This window comes from Limnohabitans sp. (assembly GCF_040400975.1).
GTDB lineage: Bacteria > Pseudomonadota > Gammaproteobacteria > Burkholderiales > Burkholderiaceae_C > Limnohabitans_A.
In genome coordinates this window covers 93,907-114,122 of the sequence record NZ_JBBAPF010000001.1, presented here as the reverse complement: position 1 = coordinate 114,122, position 20,216 = coordinate 93,907, and the positions used below count along the sequence as shown (strand labels likewise).

Below are 20,216 nucleotides of genomic sequence, written 5' to 3'. Positions count from 1 at the left end.
GAAAGTCCCAGCCCCGAAGCATCAGGGCTTTATGGCACGGGGTTCACTGCAAGGCTTGCACGCCTGCCACCAACCAGCCGCCGCCTTGCTTGGATTTGCTCATGTTCCAGACTTCGCGGAATGGGCTGGGGCCGGAAGCCGCGTCTTCGCGGATCATGCCGTTGAACTCGACACTGGCCAAGTAAGCGTCAGCCTGCTCTTCGATACCCAACAGTTGGGCGTCAAGCATCACCACTTCGGTCTTGTTGGGCTGACCGGGGAACTGGGCTTCACGCTCGGACAGCTGGTTGCGGATCTCCACCACCATGGCGTCGGTCATCATGGAGCGCAATGCGCTGATGTCCGAACGGTCCCAGGCATCTTGCAAAGTCACAAAGTTGCGCTTGGCAGCGGTGACGAAGCTGTCCACATCAAAGCCTGCAGGGATGCCCCAAGTTTGCGAACCATTCAAGTTGGCACCGATGCCAGAACCAATCATGGAGCCAGTCGATTGCGATGCAGCCGAACTGTCAAAGCGGGTGTTTTGACCCTCCCATGGGCGGGCCGAAGCGTCGTTGCCTACGTTGTTGGGGCTGTACTGCTTGTAAGTGGCGGGGTTTTCTGCCGAGGCACCAGCACCTTGGTAGGCCAAGCCACCCGACTGAGCTGCACCCCCGCGGCGGGCACGCAAGATCATGCCGATCACGGCGACAACGGCTACACCGATCAACAAGGCCATCAAGATGTTGCCAAAGGCTTCACCCATGCCCAGCGAACTGGCCAACCACGCCAAACCCAGACCAGCGGCCAAACCACCCAGCATGGCGCCCCAAGGCTTCTTGGGCGCTGCGGCGGCAGGGGCTGCAGCAGGTTTTGCGGCGCTGGTGGGCGCGGCATTTTGAGCCGGTGCGGCAGGTGTTTGTGGCGCAGCGTCGCGCTTGGTCACTTGGTTGGATTGCTGCCCTACGGACTTGCCGCCACCCATGCGACGTGCGGCCTCTGCGTTCAGACTGCCCAAGGCCATCACGCCAGCGATCATCAGGGTCAAAAGTTTGTTGTTCATGGTGTCTCCAACTCAAGAAATACAGGTTTTGGGCGTCAACATTTAATGCCCATGTGTAAGGCTACCACCCCCGCCGACAAATTGTGAAAGTCCACATGACCAAATCCTGCATTTTTCATAAGGCTTTTCAAATCCTCTTGGCTGGGGTGCATGCGAATCGATTCGGCCAGGTATCGGTAGCTGTCGGCGTCACCCGCTACCAGCTTACCCAATTGAGGCAGTATTTTGAAGCTGTACCAGTCGTAAGCTTTTTCCAGCGGCTTGGCCACCTTGGAAAACTCCAGCACCAGCAATTTGCCGCCAGGCTTGAGCACGCGGCACATTTCCTTGAGGGCCACATCCTTGTGCGTCATGTTGCGCAGGCCAAAGGCGACGCTGACCACGTTGAAATGGCCATCTGGAAAGGGAAGCTTCTCAGCATCACACACTAAAGTGGGCAAAGCCAAGCCGTGGTCAACCAAGCGATCACGCCCGGTAGACAGCATGGCTTCGTTGATGTCGGTGTGCACCACACGGCCTGAAGCGCCCACTTTTTTGGCGAAAGCCATCGACAAGTCGCCCGTGCCGCCAGCGATGTCCAGCACCTGATCGCCCTCTTTCAGGTTGGCCACCTGCACGGTGTAGGCCTTCCAGACGCGGTGCAAGCCCATGGACATCAGGTCGTTCATCACGTCGTATTTGGAGGCGACCGAGTCGAACACGCCACGCACGTGCTTGGCTTTTTCTGTTTCGTCGACGGTTTTGAAACCGAAGTGGGTGCTGCTCATGCCAACGTCCTCAATGCTTGTGACCGCAGCTACCGCCTGCTGAAGCTTCGATCATGGGCGCGTCCCGGCTCATGCCGGCGGCTTGCAGACGGTCTTCGTACTGTTTCCACAGGGCCGCTTCCTGGTCGCCCAGAAAATACAGGTATTCCCAAGTGAACAGGCCCGACTCGTGCCCATCGGTGAAGGTGGGTTTGACCGCGTAGTTGCCCACGGGTTCGATTTCGGCAATGCCGACCTCGCGCTTGCCGGTTTGCAGCACTTCCTGACCGGGGCCGTGGCCTTGAACCTCGGCCGAGGGCGAGTACACGCGCATCAGCTCGAAGGGGATGCGGAACTGCGCACCGTCAGAAAACCTAATCTCCAGCACCCGGGTCTGACCGTGCAAGGTCAGCGACTCAGGGTGGGGCATGTCTTTTTTCAATCCGGCCATCTTTTGCTTTCGAAATCTTGCTGTCGGCTTGCGCCCTGGGCTTAAACCAGCACGCGCTCGATGCCGCCTGCATTGGCAGCACCCACGTACTCGGACATCCATTCTTCGCCGAGGATGTGCTTGGCCATCTCGACCACGATGTAGTCGGCTTCGAGCAGGCCATTTTTCATGTCGTCGCCAAAGCGCGACAAACCCTGCAGGCAGCTGGGGCAGCTGGTCAGGATTTTCACGTTGGCCTGAGGCGCCAGCGCACCGCTGCTGCGCAGGGCGGCTTCGCCTTTGAGCAGCTCTTCTTCCTTGCGAAAGCGCACCTGGGTCGAGATGTCCGGGCGCGTCACGCCCAAAGTGCCCGACTCGCCGCAGCAACGCTTGCTTTCCAGCACGTTGTCACCCATCAAGGCCTTGACGGTCTTCATGGGCTCTTGCTGCTTCATGGGGCTGTGGCAAGGGTCGTGGTACAGATAAGCCCCGCCTGCGCCCAGCTTCATGCCTTTTTCGAGCAGGAACTCGTGGATGTCGATGATGCGGCAGCCGGGGAAGATCTTGTCAAACTGGTAGCCCTGCAGCTGGTCATAACAGGTGCCGCAGCTGACCACCACGGTCTTGATGTCCAGGTAGTTGAGCGTGTTGGCCACGCGGTGGAAGAGCACGCGGTTGTCGGTGATGATTTTTTCGGCCTTGTCGAACTGGCCCGAGCCTTTTTGCGGGTAACCGCAGCACAGGTAACCCGGAGGCAACACGGTCTGCACACCCACATGCCAAAGCATGGCCTGGGTGGCCAAGCCCACTTGGCTGAATAGGCGCTCCGATCCGCAACCGGGGAAGTAAAACACCGCTTCTGATTCAGAGGTGGTGGCTTTCGGGTTGCGGATGATGGGCACGTAATCGTTGTCTTCGATGTCCAGCAAAGCTCGCGCGGTTTTCTTGGGCAAGTTGCCCGGCATCTTTTTGTTGATGAAGTGGATCACCTGCTCTTTGATGGGCGCGGTGCCCACCGATGCAGGCGGTGCGCTGGTCTGCTTGCGGGCCACGCCCTTGAGCAAACCGGCCACAAAACGCTGCGCCTTCATGCCCACGCCCACCATGGCGGCACGCGCCAGCTTGATGGTCTCGGGATTGGTAGCATTGAGCATGAACATCGCTGCCGCGTTGCCGGGACGGAAACTCTTTTGCCCCATCTTGCGCAGCAGGTTGCGCATGTTCATGGACACATCACCAAAGTCAATATTGACCGGGCAAGGCGTCAGGCATTTGTGGCAGACGGTGCAGTGATCGGCCACGTCTTCGAACTCTTGCCAATGCTTGATGGAGATGCCTCGGCGGGTTTGTTCCTCGTAAAGAAAAGCCTCAACCAACAGCGAGGTCGCCAAAATCTTATTGCGCGGGCTGTAGAGCAAATTGGCACGCGGCACATGCGTGGCGCACACGGGTTTGCACTTGCCGCAGCGCAGGCAGTCTTTGACGCTGGCGGCAATGGCGCCAATGTCCGACTGCTGCATGATCAAGGACTCGTGGCCCATCAGGCCAAAGCTGGGCGTGTAGGCGTGCGTCAAATCGGCGGCGTGCACATCGTCGCCCAAACCGGCCAAGGCCGCACCGCGCAGCAGTTTGCCTTTGTTGAAGCGCCCCTCAGGATCCACTTTGGCTTTGTAGGCGGTGAAGTTGGCCAACTCGGCGTCGGTCAAAAACTCCAGCTTGGTGATGCCAATGCCGTGCTCACCCGAAATGACGCCGTCTAGGCTGCGGGCCAGCACCATGATGCGGGCCACCGCTTCGTGCGCGGTTTGCAGCATCTCGTAGTTGTCGGAGTTGACGGGAATATTGGTGTGCACATTGCCGTCACCCGCGTGCATGTGCAGCGCCACCCACACGCGGCCCTTGAGCACGCGCTGATGGATGGCATGGACTTCGTTCAGGATCGGCAAAAAGGCTGAGCCCGAGAAGATATTCTGGAACGCCGGGCGGATTTGCGTCTTCCAACTCGCGCGCAGGCTGTGCTCTTGAAGCTGAGGGAACAGCGCATCCACGTCAGTCAACCAGCCTTGCCATTGCGCCTGCACCTCGCGCACCACCGCCAAGGCTTGCGCCACACGGTCTTCAAGCAGTTCAGCCGAGGCGATCTCGTTGGCGTCGTCATGCTTACCCAAAGGCAGGTTACCCCGCTCCAAAAAAGCTTCGATTTCGCGGCAGAGCTTGAGCTTGTTCCGCAAGCTCAGTTCAATGTTGATGCGCTCAATCCCGTCCGTGTATTCGGCCATGCGCGGCAAGGGGATCACCACGTCTTCGTTGACCTTGAAGGCGTTGGTGTGGCGCGAGATGGCAGCTGTCTTTTTACGGTCTAGCCAGAATTTCTTGCGGGCCTCGGGGCTGATGGCGATGAAGCCTTCGCCACTGCGCGAATTGGCAATGCGCACGATCTCCGAGGTGGCCTTGGCCACGTCGTCAGCGTTGTCACCGGCGATGTCGCCGATCAACACCATCTTGGGAAAGCCACCGCGCTTGCTCTTGGTGGAGTAACCCACCGCCCGCAAATAACGGTCGTCCAAGTGCTCCAGGCCCGCCATGACGGTTCCAGTGCGCCTTTGCTCGGCAAACATGAAGTCCTTGATCTCGACGATGCTGGGCACCGCCTCTCGGGCGTGGCCAAAGAACTCCATGCACACCGTGCGGGTGTGGGTAGGCATGCGGTGCACCACCCAGCGGGCGCTGGTGATGAGGCCGTCGCAGCCTTCTTTTTGCACGCCGGGCAGGCCGCTCAAGAATTTGTCGGTCACGTCTTTGCCCAAGCCTTCCTTGCGGAAAGTCTTGCCCGGGATCACCAGGGTTTCTGTGCGGATCGGGGTTTTGCCGTCGGCTTTGAAGTAGCGCAGCTCAAAAGTAGCGACCTCGGCGTCGTGGATCTTGCCCATGTTGTGGTCCATGCGCACCACATCCAGCCATTCGGCGTCGGGCGTGACCATGCGCCAGCTGGCCAAATTGTCGAGCGCTGTGCCCCACAAAACCGCTTTTTTGCCACCCGCGTTCATGGCGATGTTGCCGCCCACACAGCTGGCTTCGGCCGAAGTCGGGTCCACCGCAAAGACAAAACCGCCGCGTTCGGCCGCATCGGCCACGCGCTGGGTCACCACACCGGCTTCGGTCCAGATGGTCGGGATCTTGTGGGCGATACCGGGCAGATCGAGCATCTCGATCTCGGTCATGGCTTCGAGCTTTTCGGTGTTGATGACCGCGCTCTTCCAAGTCAACGGGATCGCACCACCGGTATATCCCGTACCACCGCCGCGCGGGACGATGGTCAGACCCAAATCGATACAGCCCTTGACCAGCCCCGCCATTTCGGTCTCGCTGTCGGGGGTCAGCACCACAAAGGGGTATTCCACGCGCCAGTCGGTGGCGTCGGTCACATGGCTCACACGCGAGAGGCCGTCGAACTTGATGTTGTCTTTGGCCGTGAGGCGCCCGAGAGTCTTTTGCACCTGGCTGCGCAGCTTGGCCATGCGGGTGAAACGCTCGCTGAACTGCGACACCGCCAAGGTGGCCATGTCCAGCAACTGCACCACCAAGGCATCTCGGTGGGCATCTGCCGCGGGTGTACGCCGCTTTTGCACCTCCGACAAACGGTGGTGCAAGGCTTCCACCAGCAGTTTTCGGCGGGCCGGGTTGTCCAACAAGTCGTCTTGCAAGTAGGGGTTGCGCTCGACCACCCAAATGTCACCCAAGACTTCGTAAAGCATGCGGGCAGATCGGCCCGTGCGGCGCTCTCCCCGCAGTTCATTCAACAGATCCCAGGCCGACTCGCCCAGCAAACGCAGAACGATTTCGCGGTCTGAAAAGCTGGTGTAGTTGTAAGGAATCTCACGCAAGCGCGGCGCATCGGCGTCGGCTTGCATCAAAAGTTGGAGCGTATTGGGTGCATTCATGGGTTTGGCGCAATCAAATGCGTCGCTGAAGACGCTGTCAGCCAGACCCGGGAAAGTGTCAATCCGGCTGATGTTGGATGTTAACGCAGTGCAACAATCACGCGCAGAGGGTGGGGGCACCTGTCTCCCAAGCGTCTGAAGTCATGGAAAGTACGGGTTGTCACAAAAATTTCATGGCGTTTTAATCATTTAGCAACACTTATCAGCGCCAATGGATGTCACTGCATCCATGGTTTTGATTTTTGGTTTTACCCCTAGGAGCCCACATGAAACTCAAACTGACCCTCACTGCCCTCACCCTTGGTTTGTCGGGCTTGACTGCCCAAGCCCAAGTTGAAATCCAATGGTGGCATTCCATGGGCGGCGCCTTGGGCGAATGGGTCAACGACCATGCCAAAGACTTCAATGCCAGCCAGACACAGTACAAAGTGGTGCCTACATTCAAGGGCAGCTACGACGAATCGATGACGGCGGCCATTGCGGCATTTCGCTCGGGCAACGCACCACACATTTTGCAAGTTTTTGAAGTCGGCACCGCCACCATGATGGCCAGCAAAGGGGCCATCGTGCCTGTGGGCAAAATCATGGCGGACGCTGGCGTCAAGTTCGACCCCAAAAATTATGTGCAGGCGGTCGCGGGTTACTACACAGCACCCAATGGCCAAATGCTGAGCTTTCCATTCAACAGCTCGACCACCGTCTTCCACTACAACAAAGATGCCTTCAAAGCCGCTGGTCTGGACCCTGAAAAGCCTCCAACAACCTGGCCAGAAGTGGCATTGGCGGCCGGAAAACTCAAAGCCAGTGGCCACAGGTGCCCTTTCACCACCAGCTGGGTGAGCTGGACCCAGCTCGAGAGCTTCTCGGCTTGGCACAACACCGAGTTTGCGACCAAAGGCAACGGCATGCGCGGCATTGACGCCCGCCTGACTTACAACACACCGCTGCACGTGCGCCACATCGAGAACTTGGCCAACATGTCCAAAACCGGCTTGTTCGTCTACAAAGGTCGTGGCAATGCGGCCGATGCGGTGTTTGTCTCTGGTGAATGCGCCATGATGACCGGGTCCTCCGCGCTTTACGGCAACATCAAGCGCAACGCCAAGTTCGCCAGCGGCATCAGCACTCTGCCTTACTACCCCGATGTGGCCGGTGCACCGCAAAACACCGTGATTGGTGGGGCCAGCCTGTGGGTGATGTCGGGCAAGAAGGCCGACGACTACAAGGGTGTAGCCCAGTTCTTTGCCCACCTGTCCAAACCCGAGGTGGACGCACGCAGCCATCAGCGTACCGGCTACTTGCCTTTGACACCCACCTCGTTCGAAATGACCGACAAGAGTGGCTTTTACAAGCAAAACCCGGGCACCGATGTGTCGGTCAATCAAATGATCCGCAAAACGACCGACAAGTCGCGGGGTATCCGCTTGGGCAATTTCGTCCAGATCCGCACCATCAACGACGAGGAACTCGAACAAGTGTGGGCAGGCAAGAAGTCCCCCAAAGAGGCCTTGGACACGGCCGTCAAGCGTGGCAACGAGCAACTGGAACGGTTCGAAAAAGCCAACAAGTGAACTTATCCTGGGCCACTTGCTGCCCAGCATGTGTTTTGAAAGCAGGGCCCTTGGGTCCCTGCTTTTTCAGTTTTTTAGCTTGTCTGAACTGAGCCCCCATGGAAAAACGCGTTCGATTCCAATCCCGATGGTTGCCTTGGCTGCTCATAGCGCCGCAAATGGCCATTGTGCTGGTGTTCTTTTTCTGGCCCGCAGCTCAGGCCTTGTACCAAAGCGTGTTGTCCCAGGATGCTTTTGGCATCAGCACCGAATTTGTCGGCATGGAGAACTTCGAGCGCCTGTTTGCGGACAGCACTTACATTGAATCCTTCAAGACCACTGCATTGTTTTCTGTGTTGGTGGCTTTTTTTGGCCTGAGCATTTCGCTCGTGCTGGCCGTCATGGCCGACCGGGTACTCAAGGGTGCCGCCATCTACAAAACTTTGCTGATTTGGCCTTACGCCGTAGCCCCCGTAGTGGCGGGCGTGCTGTGGTTGTTCATGTTCGCGTCGCCCATGGGCGTGATCGCTTTTTACCTGCGCTCGGTGGGCATCGAGTGGAACCACCTGCTCGATTCGGGCCATGCCATGACGCTGATCGTGGTGGCCGCCGTTTGGAAGCAGATTTCCTACAATTTTCTTTTCTTTCTGGCAGGACTGCAGTCCATCCCCAAATCCTTGCTGGAGGCGGCCGCCATCGACGGGGCCAGCCCTTGGCACCGCTTTTGGACCATCGTGTTTCCATTGCTTTCACCCACCACGTTTTTCCTCCTGGTCATCAACGTGGTGTATGCCTTTTTTGACACCTTTGGCATCATCGACGCCACCACCCAAGGTGGCCCGGGCAAGGACACCGCCATCCTCGTCTACAAGGTCTATTACGACGGCTTCAAGGCGCTGGACATGGGGGGCTCGGCCGCTCAATCGGTGATCCTGATGTTGATTGTGGTGGCGCTGACGGTGGTGCAGTTCCGTTTTGTCGAGAAAAAAGTCCAGTACTGAGCCCGCCCCATGATTGAAAAACGCCCTGGCCTCACGGTCCTGTCCCACCTGGTGCTGATCCTGGGGGTGGTGATCGTGGCCTTCCCGCTGTACCTGACCTTTGTCGCCTCGACCCAAAGCGCTGCCGACATCGCCCAATCGGTGCCCATGTCCATGTGGCCCGGTAGCCACGCCCTAGAGACCTACAAAACCGCCTTGTTTGGCGGCGAAACCAGCGCAGGCAGCCGCATCCCTGCGGCAGCGCCCATGATGTGGGTCAGCCTGGTCAGTGCACTGGTGATTGCCATTGGCAAGATCGTCATTTCTTTGCTGTCGGCTTTTGCCATCGTTTATTTCCGGTTCCCTTTGCGCAATCTGGTGTTCTGGATGATTTTTGTCACCCTGATGCTGCCGGTCGAGGTGCGCATTGGGCCTACCTACGAAGTGGTGGCCAACCTGGGCATGCTCAACAGCTACGCGGGACTGACGGTGCCACTGATCGCCTCGGCAACGGCCACTTTTTTGTTCCGACAATTTTTTTTGACGGTGCCGGATGAGCTGGTCGAAGCAGCGCGCATGGATGGGGCGGGACCGATGCGTTTTTTCATCGACATCTTGCTGCCGTTGACACGCACCTCGATCGCGGCCCTGTTCGTGATCCAGTTCATTTATGGCTGGAACCAATACCTGTGGCCGCTTTTGGTGACGACCAACGAAGACATGTACCCGGTGGTCATGGGCATCAAGCGCCTGATCGCGGGCGAGGCTTACACCGAATGGAACGTGGTCATGGCCACGGCCATTTTGGCCATGCTGCCCCCGGCGCTGGTCGTGATCCTGATGCAAAAATGGTTCGTCAAGGGCCTGGTAGACACGGAAAAATAATGGCCTCCATCACCCTCTCCCACATCCTCAAAACCTACGGCGCGGGCGACAAAGCCAACACCGTCATCCACGACCTGAGCGCCGAGATCGCGCACGGTGAATTCGTGGTCATCGTCGGGCCTTCGGGCTGCGGCAAGTCCACCATGCTGCGCATGGTGGCGGGCTTGGAAGACATCTCAGGCGGGACGATCGCCATTGGTGAGCGGGTCGTCAACGACCTGGAGCCCGCCGAGCGCGACATCGCCATGGTGTTTCAGAACTACGCGCTGTACCCACACATGAGCGTGTTTGACAACATGGCCTATGGCTTGAAAATCGCCAAGGTGCCCGTGGACGAGATCAAGGCCCGGGTGGACAAGGCAGCGGGCATTCTGGAACTCTCCCACCTGCTGCAGCGCAAACCTCGAGAGCTTTCGGGCGGCCAGCGCCAGCGCGTGGCCATGGGCCGCGCCATCGTGCGCCAGCCACAGGTGTTCTTGTTTGACGAGCCACTGTCGAATCTGGACGCCAAACTGCGTGCCCAAACGCGGCTGGAAATTCAAAAGCTCCACCGCGAACTCGGCATCACCAGCCTGTTTGTCACGCACGACCAGGTCGAAGCCATGACCCTGGCCCAGCGCATGATCGTGATGAATGGCGGGCACATGGAACAGTTCGGCACGCCCGAAGAGGTGTACAACCGCCCCGCCAGCACCTTTGTGGCCAGCTTCATTGGCTCACCCCCGATGAACTTGCTCCAACAAGCGCCGGACACCCCAGCAGGCCGCATCCTGGGCATTCGCCCCGAGCACATGGACATCACGCCCACTGGCTGGCCTTTGCAGGTGGAAACCGTGGAATTGCTTGGGGCCGAACGCTTGGTCCACGCACGTTTGGGCACTGAAAGCCTAACCCTGCGCCTGGACGCATCGCTGCCCGCCCCATCGGCTGGCGAGTCCTTTTGCATCACCCCCCGCGCGGACAAACTGCACTGGTTTGACGCCAAAACGGGCCAACGCATCACCACCGCATGAACCCCACAGCCGTCACTGCCGTTGGCGCCCTCCCCGCTTGGCCTTACCCGCTCTGGATTGCGCATCGGGGCGCGGGCAAGCTCGCCCCAGAAAACACCCTGGCCGCATTTCGGCTGGGGGCTGCGCACGGTTACCGCATGTTCGAGTGCGACGCCAAGCTCAGCGCCGACGGGGTGGTGTTCTTGATGCACGACGCCGCCCTGGAGCGCACCACCAACGGCCAAGGCATTGGCGGTGAGCTGCCCTGGCATGCCCTGTCGCAGCTGGACGCGGGCAGCTGGCATTCACACTCCTTCGCTGGCGAAGCCCTGCCCACGCTCGAAGCGCTGGCACGCTTTTGCCAAGCCAACGGCCACCTGCTGAACATCGAGATCAAGCCCACCCCGGGCACCGAGTCCGCCACAGGCGAAGCCGTGGCGCGTGTGGCCGCCCGTCTGTGGGCCGGCGCTGACGTGCCGCCACTGTTGACGTCATTCAAACCCGATGCATTGGCAGCTGCACAAGCCGCCGCACCCGAGCTGCCTCGCGGCCTGTTGGTCGACACGCTGTGGACCGGATGGCTTGAAAAAGCCCAAGAACTCGGGTGCGCGGCCCTGGTCGCCAACCACGCCCTGTGGGACTCAGCCCATGTAGCCCGTGTGCACGGCGCAGGCATGCGCTGCCTGAGCTACACCGTCAACGATGAATGGGTCGCCCAGCACCTGCTGGCATTGGGCACCGACGGGATCATCACCGACCGGGTGGATCTGTTTAGCCCCAGTTGACTCAGTCGAGCTTGGCCCCCGACTTTTGAACCACCGCCGCCCATCGCGGCATTTCTGCCGTCAGGAATTTGGCAAAGTCATCTGCCCCCAAAAACGCCGGATCTGCCCCTTGCGACACCATGCGTGATCGGATGTCGGCTTGGTTCATCACCGCTTTGAACGCGTCACTGAGCTTGTTGACCACGTCTTTGGGCGTGCCTGCCGGGGCCAGAAAACCATAAAAGCCCACCACTTCGAAATTGGCAATACCGGTCTCGATCACGGTCGGTATGTCGGGCAGTGCCGGGTTGCGCTCACGGCTGGTCACCGCCAGAGCCCGCACCTTGCCCTGCTTGTGGTACTGCGCTGCTTGGGGAATGCTCTCGGCCATGAATTGAACTTGCCCCGCCATCAGATCGGTGAAAGCCGGTGCGCTGCCCCGATAGGGAATGTGGACCATGAACAGCCCAGTGGCCGACTTGAACATCTCAGGCACCAAGTGGCTGCTGCCACCGTTGCCGGCGGAACCGTAATTGATTTGGCCAGGGCGGGCCTTGGCGTAAGTCACGAATTCCTGCAATGAATTCACGGGCACTTTGGGGTTGACCATCAAGGCCAAGGGTTGCATGGCCGTCCTGGCCACTGGGACAAAATCGCGCAATGTGCTGTAGGGTAACTTGGTATAGAGCGCCGGGTTGATGACCATGACACCCGTGTTGGCGAGCATGAGCGTATGGCCGTCGGGGGCAGATCGCATCACCTCTTGCGCGCCCACCGTACCGCCAGCGCCCGCTTTGTAATCCACCAAAACGGGCTGGCCCAGCTGGGTCTGTAGCCGATCGGTCAATAAACGGGCATGTTGGTCCAAAGGTCCGCCCGCAGGAAAACCCATCACCACGCGTATGGGTTTGGTTGGAAATGCCCAAGCGCTATTGAGAACCAGAGCCAAGCCCAAACCGCCGATGTTGAGCCAAGTGCGTTTTTTGAAGCACAACATGATTTGTCCTGTTCTTTGATTGCTTTTGAATAAAAAATCGGATGGGACTCAACGGGTGATCCACGCTCGCTGCATGAGCCATTCGACCGTCGCAGCCACCAACACCAACACCATGTAAGTGCTCATTTTTCCGTCTTGACCGTGCAGCCACAAACCCAGCAGCAGCACGCACACGCCGCTCAGCGCATGCACCCACATCCGGTGACGCATCGGCTTGGCATTGGCGCCCATGACCCAACGGCCCGCCAAAGGCATGAGCACAGCCATGGCCAAAGCAGGCAAGACAAAGCCCAGCAGGTGAAGCCCCAACAAGCCCAAGCTCATAAAAACTCTTCCTTTTTCAATGGCAAGCACCCAAGCGGTAAAGCCAAGGCCCAAATTGTGCCTCCAAAGTCACGTCAGAGGGACTACGCCTCGATGGTGTCAAGCAAAGTTGACACACTGTGCCTATAATCCCTTTCATGGCTGTCTGGACCCTCGGTTTGAACCACACCACCGCGCCGCTGGATCTGCGCGGTCGGTTCGCGTTTGCCGTGGACAAACTGGTGCCCACCTTGCACGGCTTGCGCCGTGACTTGGCCAACCGCATTGCACAAGAGCCTGAAGCGGCTATTCTTTCGACCTGTAACCGCACCGAAATTTATTGCGCCGCCGACCAGGCCGCCACCAACGACACCCTCAGATGGCTGGCTCAAACCGGTGGCGTCAGCGCCTCAGAACTGCACGCTCACACCTATTTGCTGGAGGGCAACGAAGCCGCCCGCCATGCTTTCCGCGTGGCCAGTGGCCTGGACTCCATGGTGCTGGGAGAGGCCCAGATATTGGGTCAGCTCAAAGACGCCGTGCGAGCGGCAGAACAAGCCGGCGCTTTAGGCAGCACACTGAACCAACTTTTCCAGCGCAGTTTCGCGGTGGCCAAAGAGGTCCGCAGCTCCACCGAGATCGGCGCCCATTCCATCAGCATGGCGGCCGCGTCGGTACGACTGGCCAGCCAGCTCTTTGAAGACCTGAAGGACATACGCATCCTGTTCGTTGGCGCTGGAGAAATGAATGAGTTGGTGGCCACACACTTTGCAGCCAAACAGCCCAAAGGCATGACCATCGCCAACCGCAGCTTGGACCGGGCGGAGTTGCTGGCCCACCGCTTTGGGGCCGAAGTCATGCCCTTGGCCGACTTGCCAGAACGCCTGCATGAATTCGATGCCGTCATCAGCTGCACGGCCAGTACCTTGCCCCTGATCGGTCTGGGTGCGGTCGAGCGGGCCCTGAAAAAACGCAAGTACCGCCCCATGTTCATGGTCGATCTGGCCGTGCCGCGCGACATCGAACCCGAAGTCAAGTCGCTGGATGACGTGTACCTCTACACCGTGGACGATTTGGCCAGCGTGGTGCAATCCGGCCAAGCCCATCGACAAGCGGCGGTGGCCGAAGCCGAGGTCATCATCGATGCGGGCGTGCAAAGCTTCATGGACTGGATGGGCCAGCGTTGCGCCGTGCCACTGATCCAACAACTGCAAAACCAAGCCGATGCTTGGCGCGAAGCCGAACTGGCCCGTGCCCGCAAACTCCTGGCCCGGGGCGACGACCCGATCGCCGTGATGGAAGCCTTGTCCAAGGGCCTGACCCAGAAAATGCTGCATGGTGCATTGGCAGAACTGCGCGGCGCCCCGCCAGAACTGCGGGAACAGAGCATGCAGACAGTACAACGCGTTTTCCTGCGCAAAGAGCGCTAGCGACGCCTGTCTTGAGCCTGGTCTTGGCGCCAAACCGGCAATTGGCGTCCCCACCAGACCCCTTGTCTTTGCTCGCAACCGACGAGCCTCCCCGCAAAGCAGCGACCCCGATCAAACCGCCCCCATGAAGCCCTTCCTCATCCAACAACTCGAGCGCTACGCCCTGCGCTTGACCGAATTGGACTTTTTGCTGTCCCGCGAAGACATCATGGCCGACATGACGCAGTTCCTGAAGCTCTCGCGTGAACATGCAGAGGTCAGTGCCGTAGCGTCGCGCTTTGCCCGCTTTCAGCAGCGCAAAGCCGACCTGGCGGCCGCCCAAGCCCTGTTGGATGAGACAGACATGCGCGAGATGGCCGAAGAAGAAGCGGCCAGCGCCAGCGCCGAGTTGCAAAGCCTGGAAGCTGAACTGCAGCGCATGCTGCTGCCCAAAGACCCAGACGATGCCCGTCCGGCCTTTGTCGAAATCCGTGCAGGCACGGGGGGCGACGAGTCGGCCCTGTTTGCCGCCGACCTGTTGCGCATGTACACGCGTTACGCCGAAAGCCAGGGCTGGAAGTGCGAAATCGTCTCGGAATCGCTGAGCGACCTGGGTGGTTACAAGGAAGTGGTGGTGCGCATCGAGGGCGACAGCGTTTATGGCGCACTCAAGTTCGAGTCGGGCGGCCACCGTGTGCAGCGCGTGCCCGCGACCGAAACCCAAGGCCGCATCCACACCAGCGCCTGCACTGTGGCGGTGCTGGCCGAGCCGGACGAAGCCGAAGCCATCAAGATCAACCCGTCGGATTTGCGGATTGACACCTACCGCGCCAGCGGCGCGGGTGGGCAGCACATCAACAAAACCGACTCGGCGGTGCGCATCACCCACTTGCCCACCGGCATCGTGGCCGAGTGCCAGGACGGCCGCAGCCAGCACAGCAACAAGGCTCAGGCCCTGAAAGTGCTGACGGCCCGCATCCAGGAAAAAGACCGGGCCGAACGCGCCGCCAAAGACGCCGCCGAACGCAAAAGCCTGATCGGCAGCGGCGACCGCAGCGACCGCATCCGCACTTACAACTTTCCGCAAGGTCGTCTGACCGACCACCGCATCAACCTGACTCTGTACAAACTGCTCACCATCATGGAAGGCGATTTGCAGGATGTGGTCCACGCCTTGCAAAGCTACGAAGCTGCCGAACAGCTGGCCGCGCTGGAAATCGGGGCCACCGCCTGATGCACACCGCTGCCACCGTGGATCAATGCTTGCGCCAAGCCCAATCCCTGGATTTGGCCCGGGTAGACGCACAGATGTTGCTGCTGCACAGTCTGCAACGCCCGCTGCACGACCGCGCCTGGCTGCTGGTCCATGACAGCGACACCTTGTCGCCAGCGCAAGAAGCCGCGTGGCAAGACGCACTGCAGCGCCGCCTGCAGGGTGAGCCCGTGGCCTACATCACTGGGCGCAAGGACTTCTTTGGCCTGACCTTGGCAGTGGACGCCCGCGTGCTGGACCCGCGCCCCGACACGGAAATTCTGGTCGAATGGGCGCTGGAACTGCTGCCTTCGGGCCAAACAGCCCGCGCCCTGGACCTGGGCACAGGCAGCGGGGCTGTGGCGCTGGCCCTGCAGCACCAGCGCCCTGCCGCGCAGGTGACTGCGGTGGACGCCAGTGCCGGCGCCTTGGCCGTGGCAGGTGCCAACGCCCAACGCTTGAACTTGCCGGTGCATTGCGTGCTCAGCCACTGGATGGACGACGTGCCGGGCCCGTTTGATTTGATCGTCTCCAACCCACCCTATGTGGCCGAAGGCGACCCGCATCTGGCCGCCCTGACCCATGAGCCCCTGAGCGCCCTGACAAGTGGTGCTGATGGTCTGGATGACATCCGTCAGATCATTGCCCAAGCCCCCAGCCGCCTGGCCCCGGGCGGCTGGCTGCTGCTGGAACACGGCTGGGACCAAGCAGCCCCGGTGCAGGCCCTGCTGCGCAGCGCCGGTTTCGAGGAGGTGCAGTCACGCCGCGATCTGGACGGCATCGAGCGCTGCACCGGTGCGCACCTGCCCCACGGCATCTGAACTTGAGGTCTGCCTGAGCTTTGAGCTTGCCAGGCACGCAGGTGACAGGCGTAGCGGTCCATGGGTGTTCTCCCCGTTGCATCACCGTGACAATTGCTCCAGCATGTGGGGTCAGGTTATTCACAGCTACAGGAAAAACACCATGAACTTCATGCCTTTCAAACTCATCAAAACGCTTGTCACTGCCAGTTGTGTACTGGCTTGCGGCTTGGTGGCCGCGCAAACTTACCCCAGCAAACCCATCAGTCTGGTGGTACCTTTTGCGGCTGGGGGCCCCACCGACATCGTGGCACGCACACTGGCCGCCACCATGAGCAAATCACTGGGCCAGACCGTTGTGGTGGAAAACAGGGTAGGCGCAGGCGGCACTTTGGCCGCTGGCTTCGTGGCCAAAGCCAACCCCGACGGTTACACCTTCCTGATCCACCACAACGGCATGTCGACCGCGCCTGCGCTGTACCGCAAATTGGCCTACAACCCCATGACCGACTTCGAGTACGTCAGCCAGGTGGTGGATGTGCCGATGACGATGCTGGGCCGCAAAGACCTGCCAGCCAAGAACATGCAGGAGCTGAGCGCCTACGTCAGAGCCAATGCCAAAAGCATCAACCTGGCCAATGCAGGGCTAGGGGCGGTCTCTCATTTGTGCGGCATGCTGTTTCAGCAGGCCCTTGGGGCGGATCTGACGACTGTGCCGTTTTCTGGCACCGCGCCTGCGATGAATGCCTTGCTGGGCGGCCAAGTCGATCTGCTGTGTGACCAAACCACCCAAACTACACAGCACATCAAGGCCGGCACAGTGCGGATGTACGGTGTGACCACCAAGCAGCGCATCCGCGCGCTGCCCGAATCACCCACGCTCATCGAAGGCGGCCTGAGGGATTTTGAGGTCATCGTGTGGCACGGCGTGTACGCCCCCAAAGGCACGCCCGCTGCTGTGATCGACAAAGTGGGTTCGGCCATCCGCGCCAGCCTGAAAGACCCTGCGTTTTCAGCTCGCATGGCTGATCTGGGGGCCGAGATCGTGCCAGAGTCCAAACAGTCGCCCGAAGGTCTGCGCAACTGGCTGCAGTCTGAAATCAACAAATGGGGTCCTGTGATCCGCTCAGCAGGCGTTTACGCCGACTGAGCACTCTGCCGGCCCTAAGCCACGTCTCTGGCCTGAGCTGAAATCTCGATGAGGTACAGGCTGGGGTCACCCGCAAGGGGCGACCCCTACGCGCAGTGCAGGTTTTCAAACGGGGTGATAATCCCCTTCATTCGAAATCGGCCCCAATCGGAGTAAAAAACATGAGCGACACCCAACAACGCATCGACGAACTCGTCAAAGGCAACGACATCACCCTGTTCATGAAAGGCAACGCCAACTTTCCCATGTGCGGTTTTTCGGGTCGTGCCATCCAACTGTTGAAAGCTTGCGGCGTGGACCCCAAGACGGTCAAAACCGTGAACGTGCTGGACGATGCAGAAATCCGCCAAGGCATCAAGGAATACAGCAACTGGCCCACCATCCCACAGCTCTACGTGAAGGGCGAGTTCATCGGCGGCTCGGACATCATGATGGAAATGTACGAGTCAGGCGAGCTGCAACAGGTCATCAACGGCCAAGCCTGATCGACCAAGGGCCGCGGCCCCATCACAGAACAGCCACCCCATCGGGTGGCTTTTTTGATCTCAGCCCCTTCTCAATCCACCGCTTGCAACCACCCACTCTGCGCCGCCAGAACCGCCTGCGGATAGGCGCTTTGCCCTCGACTGCCGTTGTAGCGCCCCAGCGCCATGAAAATGTCGCCCCGCTCCCGATCCAAGTAGTGGCGCAAGATGACGCAACCAAAGCGCAGATTGGTCTGCATGTGGAACAGGCGGCGGTCGTCGCCGTCGCCAATCAAGCGCGACCAAAAGGGCATGACCTGCATGTAGCCGCGTGCCCCGGCGCTGGAAATGGCGTATTTGCGAAACGCGCTTTCAACCTGCACCACGCCCAGCACCAGTGACAGGGGCAGACCTGCACGACGTGCTTCGTACCAAAGGGTTTGCAAGAACTCTTGCCGCTCGGTGGGGTGTTTTTTGTAGCGCGACAGACGCTGGCTGCTGGCTACTTGCCACTGCGCATAAGCCTGCTGGTCATAGGCGGTGGGCAACAGGGGTTCAGGGGGAGCAGCCGCAGCCACGGCCGCGCTCAGGGCCGAACGCACGGCATGCGACAGAGGTTCTTCAATTTGCCGTCCGGCGTGTGCCAGCCCAGCGGGCAAGACAGCGCCACACAGACTGAGCAAACAAGCCCGGCGGCTGGGCAAGACCGGGCGCGTCATGGGCTGGGGAAGCGTGCGGTTCAGGGGGCCAAACGCCCCCTGAGGTGACCCAGGATGTCAGCGACAGCCACTTTGCTGGATTCGGCATCGCGGCGGTGCTGGTACTCGACCAGACCGTCTTTGAGGCCCTTGTCGCCAATGGTCACGCGGTGCGGTACGCCGATCAGCTCCCAGTCGGCAAACATGGCACCTGGGCGCTCGCCCCGGTCGTCCAAGATCACGTCCACACCGTCGGCCAGCAATGCGGCATAGATGCGCTCTGCCTCAAGCTTGACGGCCTCGCTGCGGTCCATGCCGATGGGGCAAACCACCACGGTGAAGGGCGCAATCGCGTCGGGCCAGATGATGCCGCGCTCGTCGTGGTTTTGCTCGATGGCGGCGGCGGGCAAGCGGGTGATGCCGATGCCGTAGCAGCCCATCTCCAAATACTGAGGCTTGCCGTTTTCGTCCAGGAAAGTGGCGTTCATGGCCTTGGAGTATTTGGTGCCCAGATAAAACACATGGCCCACTTCGATGCCTCGCTCAATGGCCAGTTCGCCCGCGCCGTCGGGCGACTTGTCGCCTGCCACCACGTTGCGGATGTCGGCCACCAGCGCAGGCTCGGGCAGATCGCGGCCCCAGTTGACACCGGTGATGTGGAAGTCTGGCTCGTTGGCACCGCAGATCCAGTTGGCCATGACGGCCACGTCGCGGTCGGACACCAGGTGCACAGGCTTTTTCAGATTCAGGGGTCCGAGGTAACCCGGCTTGCAGCCAAAGTGGTCTTCGATCTCGGTCAGGGTGGCAAATCGGAAGCCGCCTTCCATGCCAGGCAGTTTACCGACCTTGACTTCGTTCATGTCGTGGTCGCCCCGCAGCAGGAGCAGCCAGACTTGGGATTTGACGATCTCGCCCTGCTCATTGAGGGTGTCGGTGGCCAGCACCAAGGATTTGACCGTGGTGGACAGGGGTATGTTCAACAAGGCCGCGACGTCTTCGCAGGTGCTCTTGCCGGGCGTGGGGGTTTTGGTCAGGGCTTGCGTGGCCGCGCCGCGATCTTGCCGGGGGGCCAGGGCCTCGGCTTTTTCGATGTTGGCGGCGTAGCTGCTGCTGGGGCAGTACACGATGGCGTCTTCGCCGGTGGCGGCGATCACTTGAAATTCTTCGCTCAAATCGCCGCCAATGGCGCCGCTGTCGGCAGCCACGGCGCGGTAGGTCAGGCCAAAGCGGTCAAAGATCTTGCGGTAAGCCCCGGCCATGACCTGGTAGCTGGCTTTGGCGCTCGCCATGTCGCGGTCAAAGCTGTAGGCGTCTTTCATGGTGAACTCGCGACCGCGCATCAAACCAAAACGAGGACGGCGCTCGTCGCGGAACTTGGTCTGGATTTGATAAAAGTTTTTGGGCAGTTGTTTGTAACTGCGCACTTCCTGGCGCACCACGTCGGTCACGACTTCTTCGCTGGTGGGCTGGATCACAAAATCTCGGCCATGGCGATCCTGGATGCGCAGCAATTCGGGGCCCATTTTGTCAAAACGACCTGTTTCCTGCCACAACTCGGCCGGCTGCACCACCGGCATGGTCATCTCAATGGCGCCTGCGCGGTTCATCTCTTCGCGAACAATGGCTTCTACCTTGCGGATCACGCGCAAGCCCATGGGCATGTAGTTGTAGATGCCTGCGCCCAGCTTTTTGATCATGCCGGCACGGGTCATCAGCTTGTGGCTGACCACTTCAGCGTCGGCTGGGGCTTCTTTGAGGGTGGAAATGAGGAACTGGGAGGCTTTCATCGCGGCGGGCTAACTCAGCAGGGGGA

General features: G+C 60.1%; 18 protein-coding genes. 10 read left to right on the top strand and 8 right to left on the bottom strand.

The features are described 5' to 3' along the window. Positions 1–43: 43 nt before the first annotated feature. Genes ABWQ00_RS00590 through ABWQ00_RS00575 form a run of 4 tightly spaced genes read right to left on the bottom strand, consistent with a single transcriptional unit; the run spans position 44 to position 6,159 of the window. Entirely contained in the window at positions 44–1,042 is a 999-nt protein-coding gene (locus tag ABWQ00_RS00590) for a Tim44 domain-containing protein (RefSeq protein ID WP_353236721.1), read from the bottom strand. A 35-nt stretch (positions 1,043–1,077) separates the two neighbouring features. Then, on the bottom strand, positions 1,078–1,809 hold the full coding sequence (gene ubiE, locus ABWQ00_RS00585) for a bifunctional demethylmenaquinone methyltransferase/2-methoxy-6-polyprenyl-1,4-benzoquinol methylase UbiE (protein ID WP_353236720.1): 732 nt from the start codon (positions 1,807–1,809) through the stop codon (positions 1,078–1,080). Between the two features lie 10 nt (positions 1,810–1,819). Beyond that, positions 1,820–2,239, bottom strand: a complete 420-nt coding sequence (locus ABWQ00_RS00580; protein ID WP_353236719.1) for a gamma-butyrobetaine hydroxylase family protein — start codon at positions 2,237–2,239, stop codon at positions 1,820–1,822. A gap of 41 nt (positions 2,240–2,280) precedes the next feature. Further along, complete coding sequence (locus ABWQ00_RS00575) at positions 2,281–6,159, bottom strand: DUF3683 domain-containing protein (protein WP_353236718.1); 3,879 nt, start codon at positions 6,157–6,159, stop codon at positions 2,281–2,283. A 266-nt stretch (positions 6,160–6,425) separates the two neighbouring features. Here ABWQ00_RS00575 and ugpB point away from each other — a divergent pair, with 266 nt between their 5' ends. From ugpB to ugpQ, 5 genes are all read left to right on the top strand, one after another. Further along, a complete protein-coding gene (gene ugpB / locus ABWQ00_RS00570; RefSeq protein ID WP_353236717.1) occupies positions 6,426–7,730 on the top strand; it encodes a sn-glycerol-3-phosphate ABC transporter substrate-binding protein UgpB in 1,305 nt (434 codons plus the stop codon). 98 nt (positions 7,731–7,828) lie between these two features. Continuing rightward, positions 7,829–8,710: a sn-glycerol-3-phosphate ABC transporter permease UgpA gene (ugpA, locus tag ABWQ00_RS00565; protein ID WP_353236716.1), complete on the top strand. Its 882-nt coding sequence runs from the start codon at positions 7,829–7,831 to the stop codon at positions 8,708–8,710. Between the two features lie 9 nt (positions 8,711–8,719). Then, the gene (ugpE, locus tag ABWQ00_RS00560; protein WP_353236715.1) at positions 8,720–9,574 is read left to right on the top strand and encodes a sn-glycerol-3-phosphate ABC transporter permease UgpE; all 855 of its coding nucleotides are present in this window, start codon (positions 8,720–8,722) and stop codon (positions 9,572–9,574) included. Beyond that, positions 9,574–10,587: a sn-glycerol-3-phosphate ABC transporter ATP-binding protein UgpC gene (gene ugpC / locus ABWQ00_RS00555; protein WP_353236714.1), complete on the top strand. Its 1,014-nt coding sequence runs from the start codon at positions 9,574–9,576 to the stop codon at positions 10,585–10,587. The genes ugpE and ugpC overlap by 1 nt, the downstream gene beginning before the upstream one ends. Continuing rightward, positions 10,584–11,351: a glycerophosphodiester phosphodiesterase gene (gene ugpQ, locus ABWQ00_RS00550; RefSeq protein ID WP_353236713.1), complete on the top strand. Its 768-nt coding sequence runs from the start codon at positions 10,584–10,586 to the stop codon at positions 11,349–11,351. Before ugpC ends, ugpQ begins: the two co-directional genes overlap by 4 nt. A 1-nt stretch (position 11,352) precedes the next feature. Here ugpQ and ABWQ00_RS00545 read toward each other — a convergent pair whose 3' ends face one another. After that, complete coding sequence (locus ABWQ00_RS00545) at positions 11,353–12,327, bottom strand: Bug family tripartite tricarboxylate transporter substrate binding protein (protein ID WP_353236712.1); 975 nt, start codon at positions 12,325–12,327, stop codon at positions 11,353–11,355. Between the two features lie 48 nt (positions 12,328–12,375). Continuing rightward, positions 12,376–12,651 (bottom strand): hypothetical protein, encoded by a 276-nt coding sequence (locus ABWQ00_RS00540; protein ID WP_353236711.1) that lies wholly within the window; start codon positions 12,649–12,651, stop codon positions 12,376–12,378. A 137-nt stretch (positions 12,652–12,788) separates the two neighbouring features. On the opposite strand from ABWQ00_RS00540, the gene hemA reads away from it, so the two are divergent. From hemA to grxD, 5 genes are all read left to right on the top strand, one after another. Further along, positions 12,789–14,060 (top strand): glutamyl-tRNA reductase, encoded by a 1,272-nt coding sequence (gene hemA, locus ABWQ00_RS00535; protein ID WP_353236710.1) that lies wholly within the window; start codon positions 12,789–12,791, stop codon positions 14,058–14,060. A 124-nt stretch (positions 14,061–14,184) separates the two neighbouring features. After that, a complete protein-coding gene (gene prfA, locus ABWQ00_RS00530) occupies positions 14,185–15,273 on the top strand; it encodes a peptide chain release factor 1 (RefSeq protein WP_353236709.1) in 1,089 nt (362 codons plus the stop codon). Continuing rightward, the gene (gene prmC, locus ABWQ00_RS00525; protein ID WP_353236708.1) at positions 15,273–16,112 is read left to right on the top strand and encodes a peptide chain release factor N(5)-glutamine methyltransferase; all 840 of its coding nucleotides are present in this window, start codon (positions 15,273–15,275) and stop codon (positions 16,110–16,112) included. Before prfA ends, prmC begins: the two co-directional genes overlap by 1 nt. 151 nt (positions 16,113–16,263) lie before the next feature. Then, positions 16,264–17,241, top strand: coding sequence for a tripartite tricarboxylate transporter substrate-binding protein (locus ABWQ00_RS00520; protein WP_353236974.1), 978 nt, complete (start codon positions 16,264–16,266; stop codon positions 17,239–17,241). Positions 17,242–17,402: 161 nt separating this feature from the next. After that, positions 17,403–17,726 carry a Grx4 family monothiol glutaredoxin gene (gene grxD / locus ABWQ00_RS00515; protein WP_090043594.1) on the top strand — a complete coding sequence of 108 codons (324 nt, stop codon included), beginning with the start codon at positions 17,403–17,405 and terminating at the stop codon, positions 17,724–17,726. Positions 17,727–17,797: 71 nt separating this feature from the next. Here the strand turns inward: grxD and ABWQ00_RS00510 are convergent, their stop codons facing one another. After that, positions 17,798–18,424 carry a lytic transglycosylase domain-containing protein gene (locus tag ABWQ00_RS00510; protein ID WP_353236707.1) on the bottom strand — a complete coding sequence of 209 codons (627 nt, stop codon included), beginning with the start codon at positions 18,422–18,424 and terminating at the stop codon, positions 17,798–17,800. 20 nt (positions 18,425–18,444) lie between these two features. Next, positions 18,445–20,190 carry a proline--tRNA ligase gene (locus tag ABWQ00_RS00505; RefSeq protein WP_353236706.1) on the bottom strand — a complete coding sequence of 582 codons (1,746 nt, stop codon included), beginning with the start codon at positions 20,188–20,190 and terminating at the stop codon, positions 18,445–18,447. Between the last annotated feature and the right edge of the window lie 26 nt (positions 20,191–20,216).

Excerpts from the sequence above, each read along its gene's own strand:
- ABWQ00_RS00590 (WP_353236721.1), bottom strand. The coding sequence starts at position 1,042 with ATGAACAACAAACTTTTGACCCTGATGATCGCTGGCGTGATGGCCTTG.
- ubiE (WP_353236720.1), bottom strand. The coding sequence starts at position 1,809 with ATGAGCAGCACCCACTTCGGTTTCAAAACCGTCGACGAAACAGAAAAA.
- ABWQ00_RS00580 (WP_353236719.1), bottom strand. The coding sequence starts at position 2,239 with ATGGCCGGATTGAAAAAAGACATGCCCCACCCTGAGTCGCTGACCTTG.
- ABWQ00_RS00575 (WP_353236718.1), bottom strand. The coding sequence starts at position 6,159 with ATGAATGCACCCAATACGCTCCAACTTTTGATGCAAGCCGACGCCGAT.
- ugpB (WP_353236717.1), top strand. The coding sequence starts at position 6,426 with ATGAAACTCAAACTGACCCTCACTGCCCTCACCCTTGGTTTGTCGGGC.
- ugpA (WP_353236716.1), top strand. The coding sequence starts at position 7,829 with ATGGAAAAACGCGTTCGATTCCAATCCCGATGGTTGCCTTGGCTGCTC.
- ugpE (WP_353236715.1), top strand. The coding sequence starts at position 8,720 with ATGATTGAAAAACGCCCTGGCCTCACGGTCCTGTCCCACCTGGTGCTG.
- ugpC (WP_353236714.1), top strand. The coding sequence starts at position 9,574 with ATGGCCTCCATCACCCTCTCCCACATCCTCAAAACCTACGGCGCGGGC.
- ugpQ (WP_353236713.1), top strand. The coding sequence starts at position 10,584 with ATGAACCCCACAGCCGTCACTGCCGTTGGCGCCCTCCCCGCTTGGCCT.
- ABWQ00_RS00545 (WP_353236712.1), bottom strand. The coding sequence starts at position 12,327 with ATGTTGTGCTTCAAAAAACGCACTTGGCTCAACATCGGCGGTTTGGGC.
- ABWQ00_RS00540 (WP_353236711.1), bottom strand. The coding sequence starts at position 12,651 with ATGAGCTTGGGCTTGTTGGGGCTTCACCTGCTGGGCTTTGTCTTGCCT.
- hemA (WP_353236710.1), top strand. The coding sequence starts at position 12,789 with ATGGCTGTCTGGACCCTCGGTTTGAACCACACCACCGCGCCGCTGGAT.
- prfA (WP_353236709.1), top strand. The coding sequence starts at position 14,185 with ATGAAGCCCTTCCTCATCCAACAACTCGAGCGCTACGCCCTGCGCTTG.
- prmC (WP_353236708.1), top strand. The coding sequence starts at position 15,273 with ATGCACACCGCTGCCACCGTGGATCAATGCTTGCGCCAAGCCCAATCC.
- ABWQ00_RS00520 (WP_353236974.1), top strand. The coding sequence starts at position 16,264 with ATGCCTTTCAAACTCATCAAAACGCTTGTCACTGCCAGTTGTGTACTG.
- grxD (WP_090043594.1), top strand. The coding sequence starts at position 17,403 with ATGAGCGACACCCAACAACGCATCGACGAACTCGTCAAAGGCAACGAC.
- ABWQ00_RS00510 (WP_353236707.1), bottom strand. The coding sequence starts at position 18,424 with ATGACGCGCCCGGTCTTGCCCAGCCGCCGGGCTTGTTTGCTCAGTCTG.
- ABWQ00_RS00505 (WP_353236706.1), bottom strand. The coding sequence starts at position 20,190 with ATGAAAGCCTCCCAGTTCCTCATTTCCACCCTCAAAGAAGCCCCAGCC.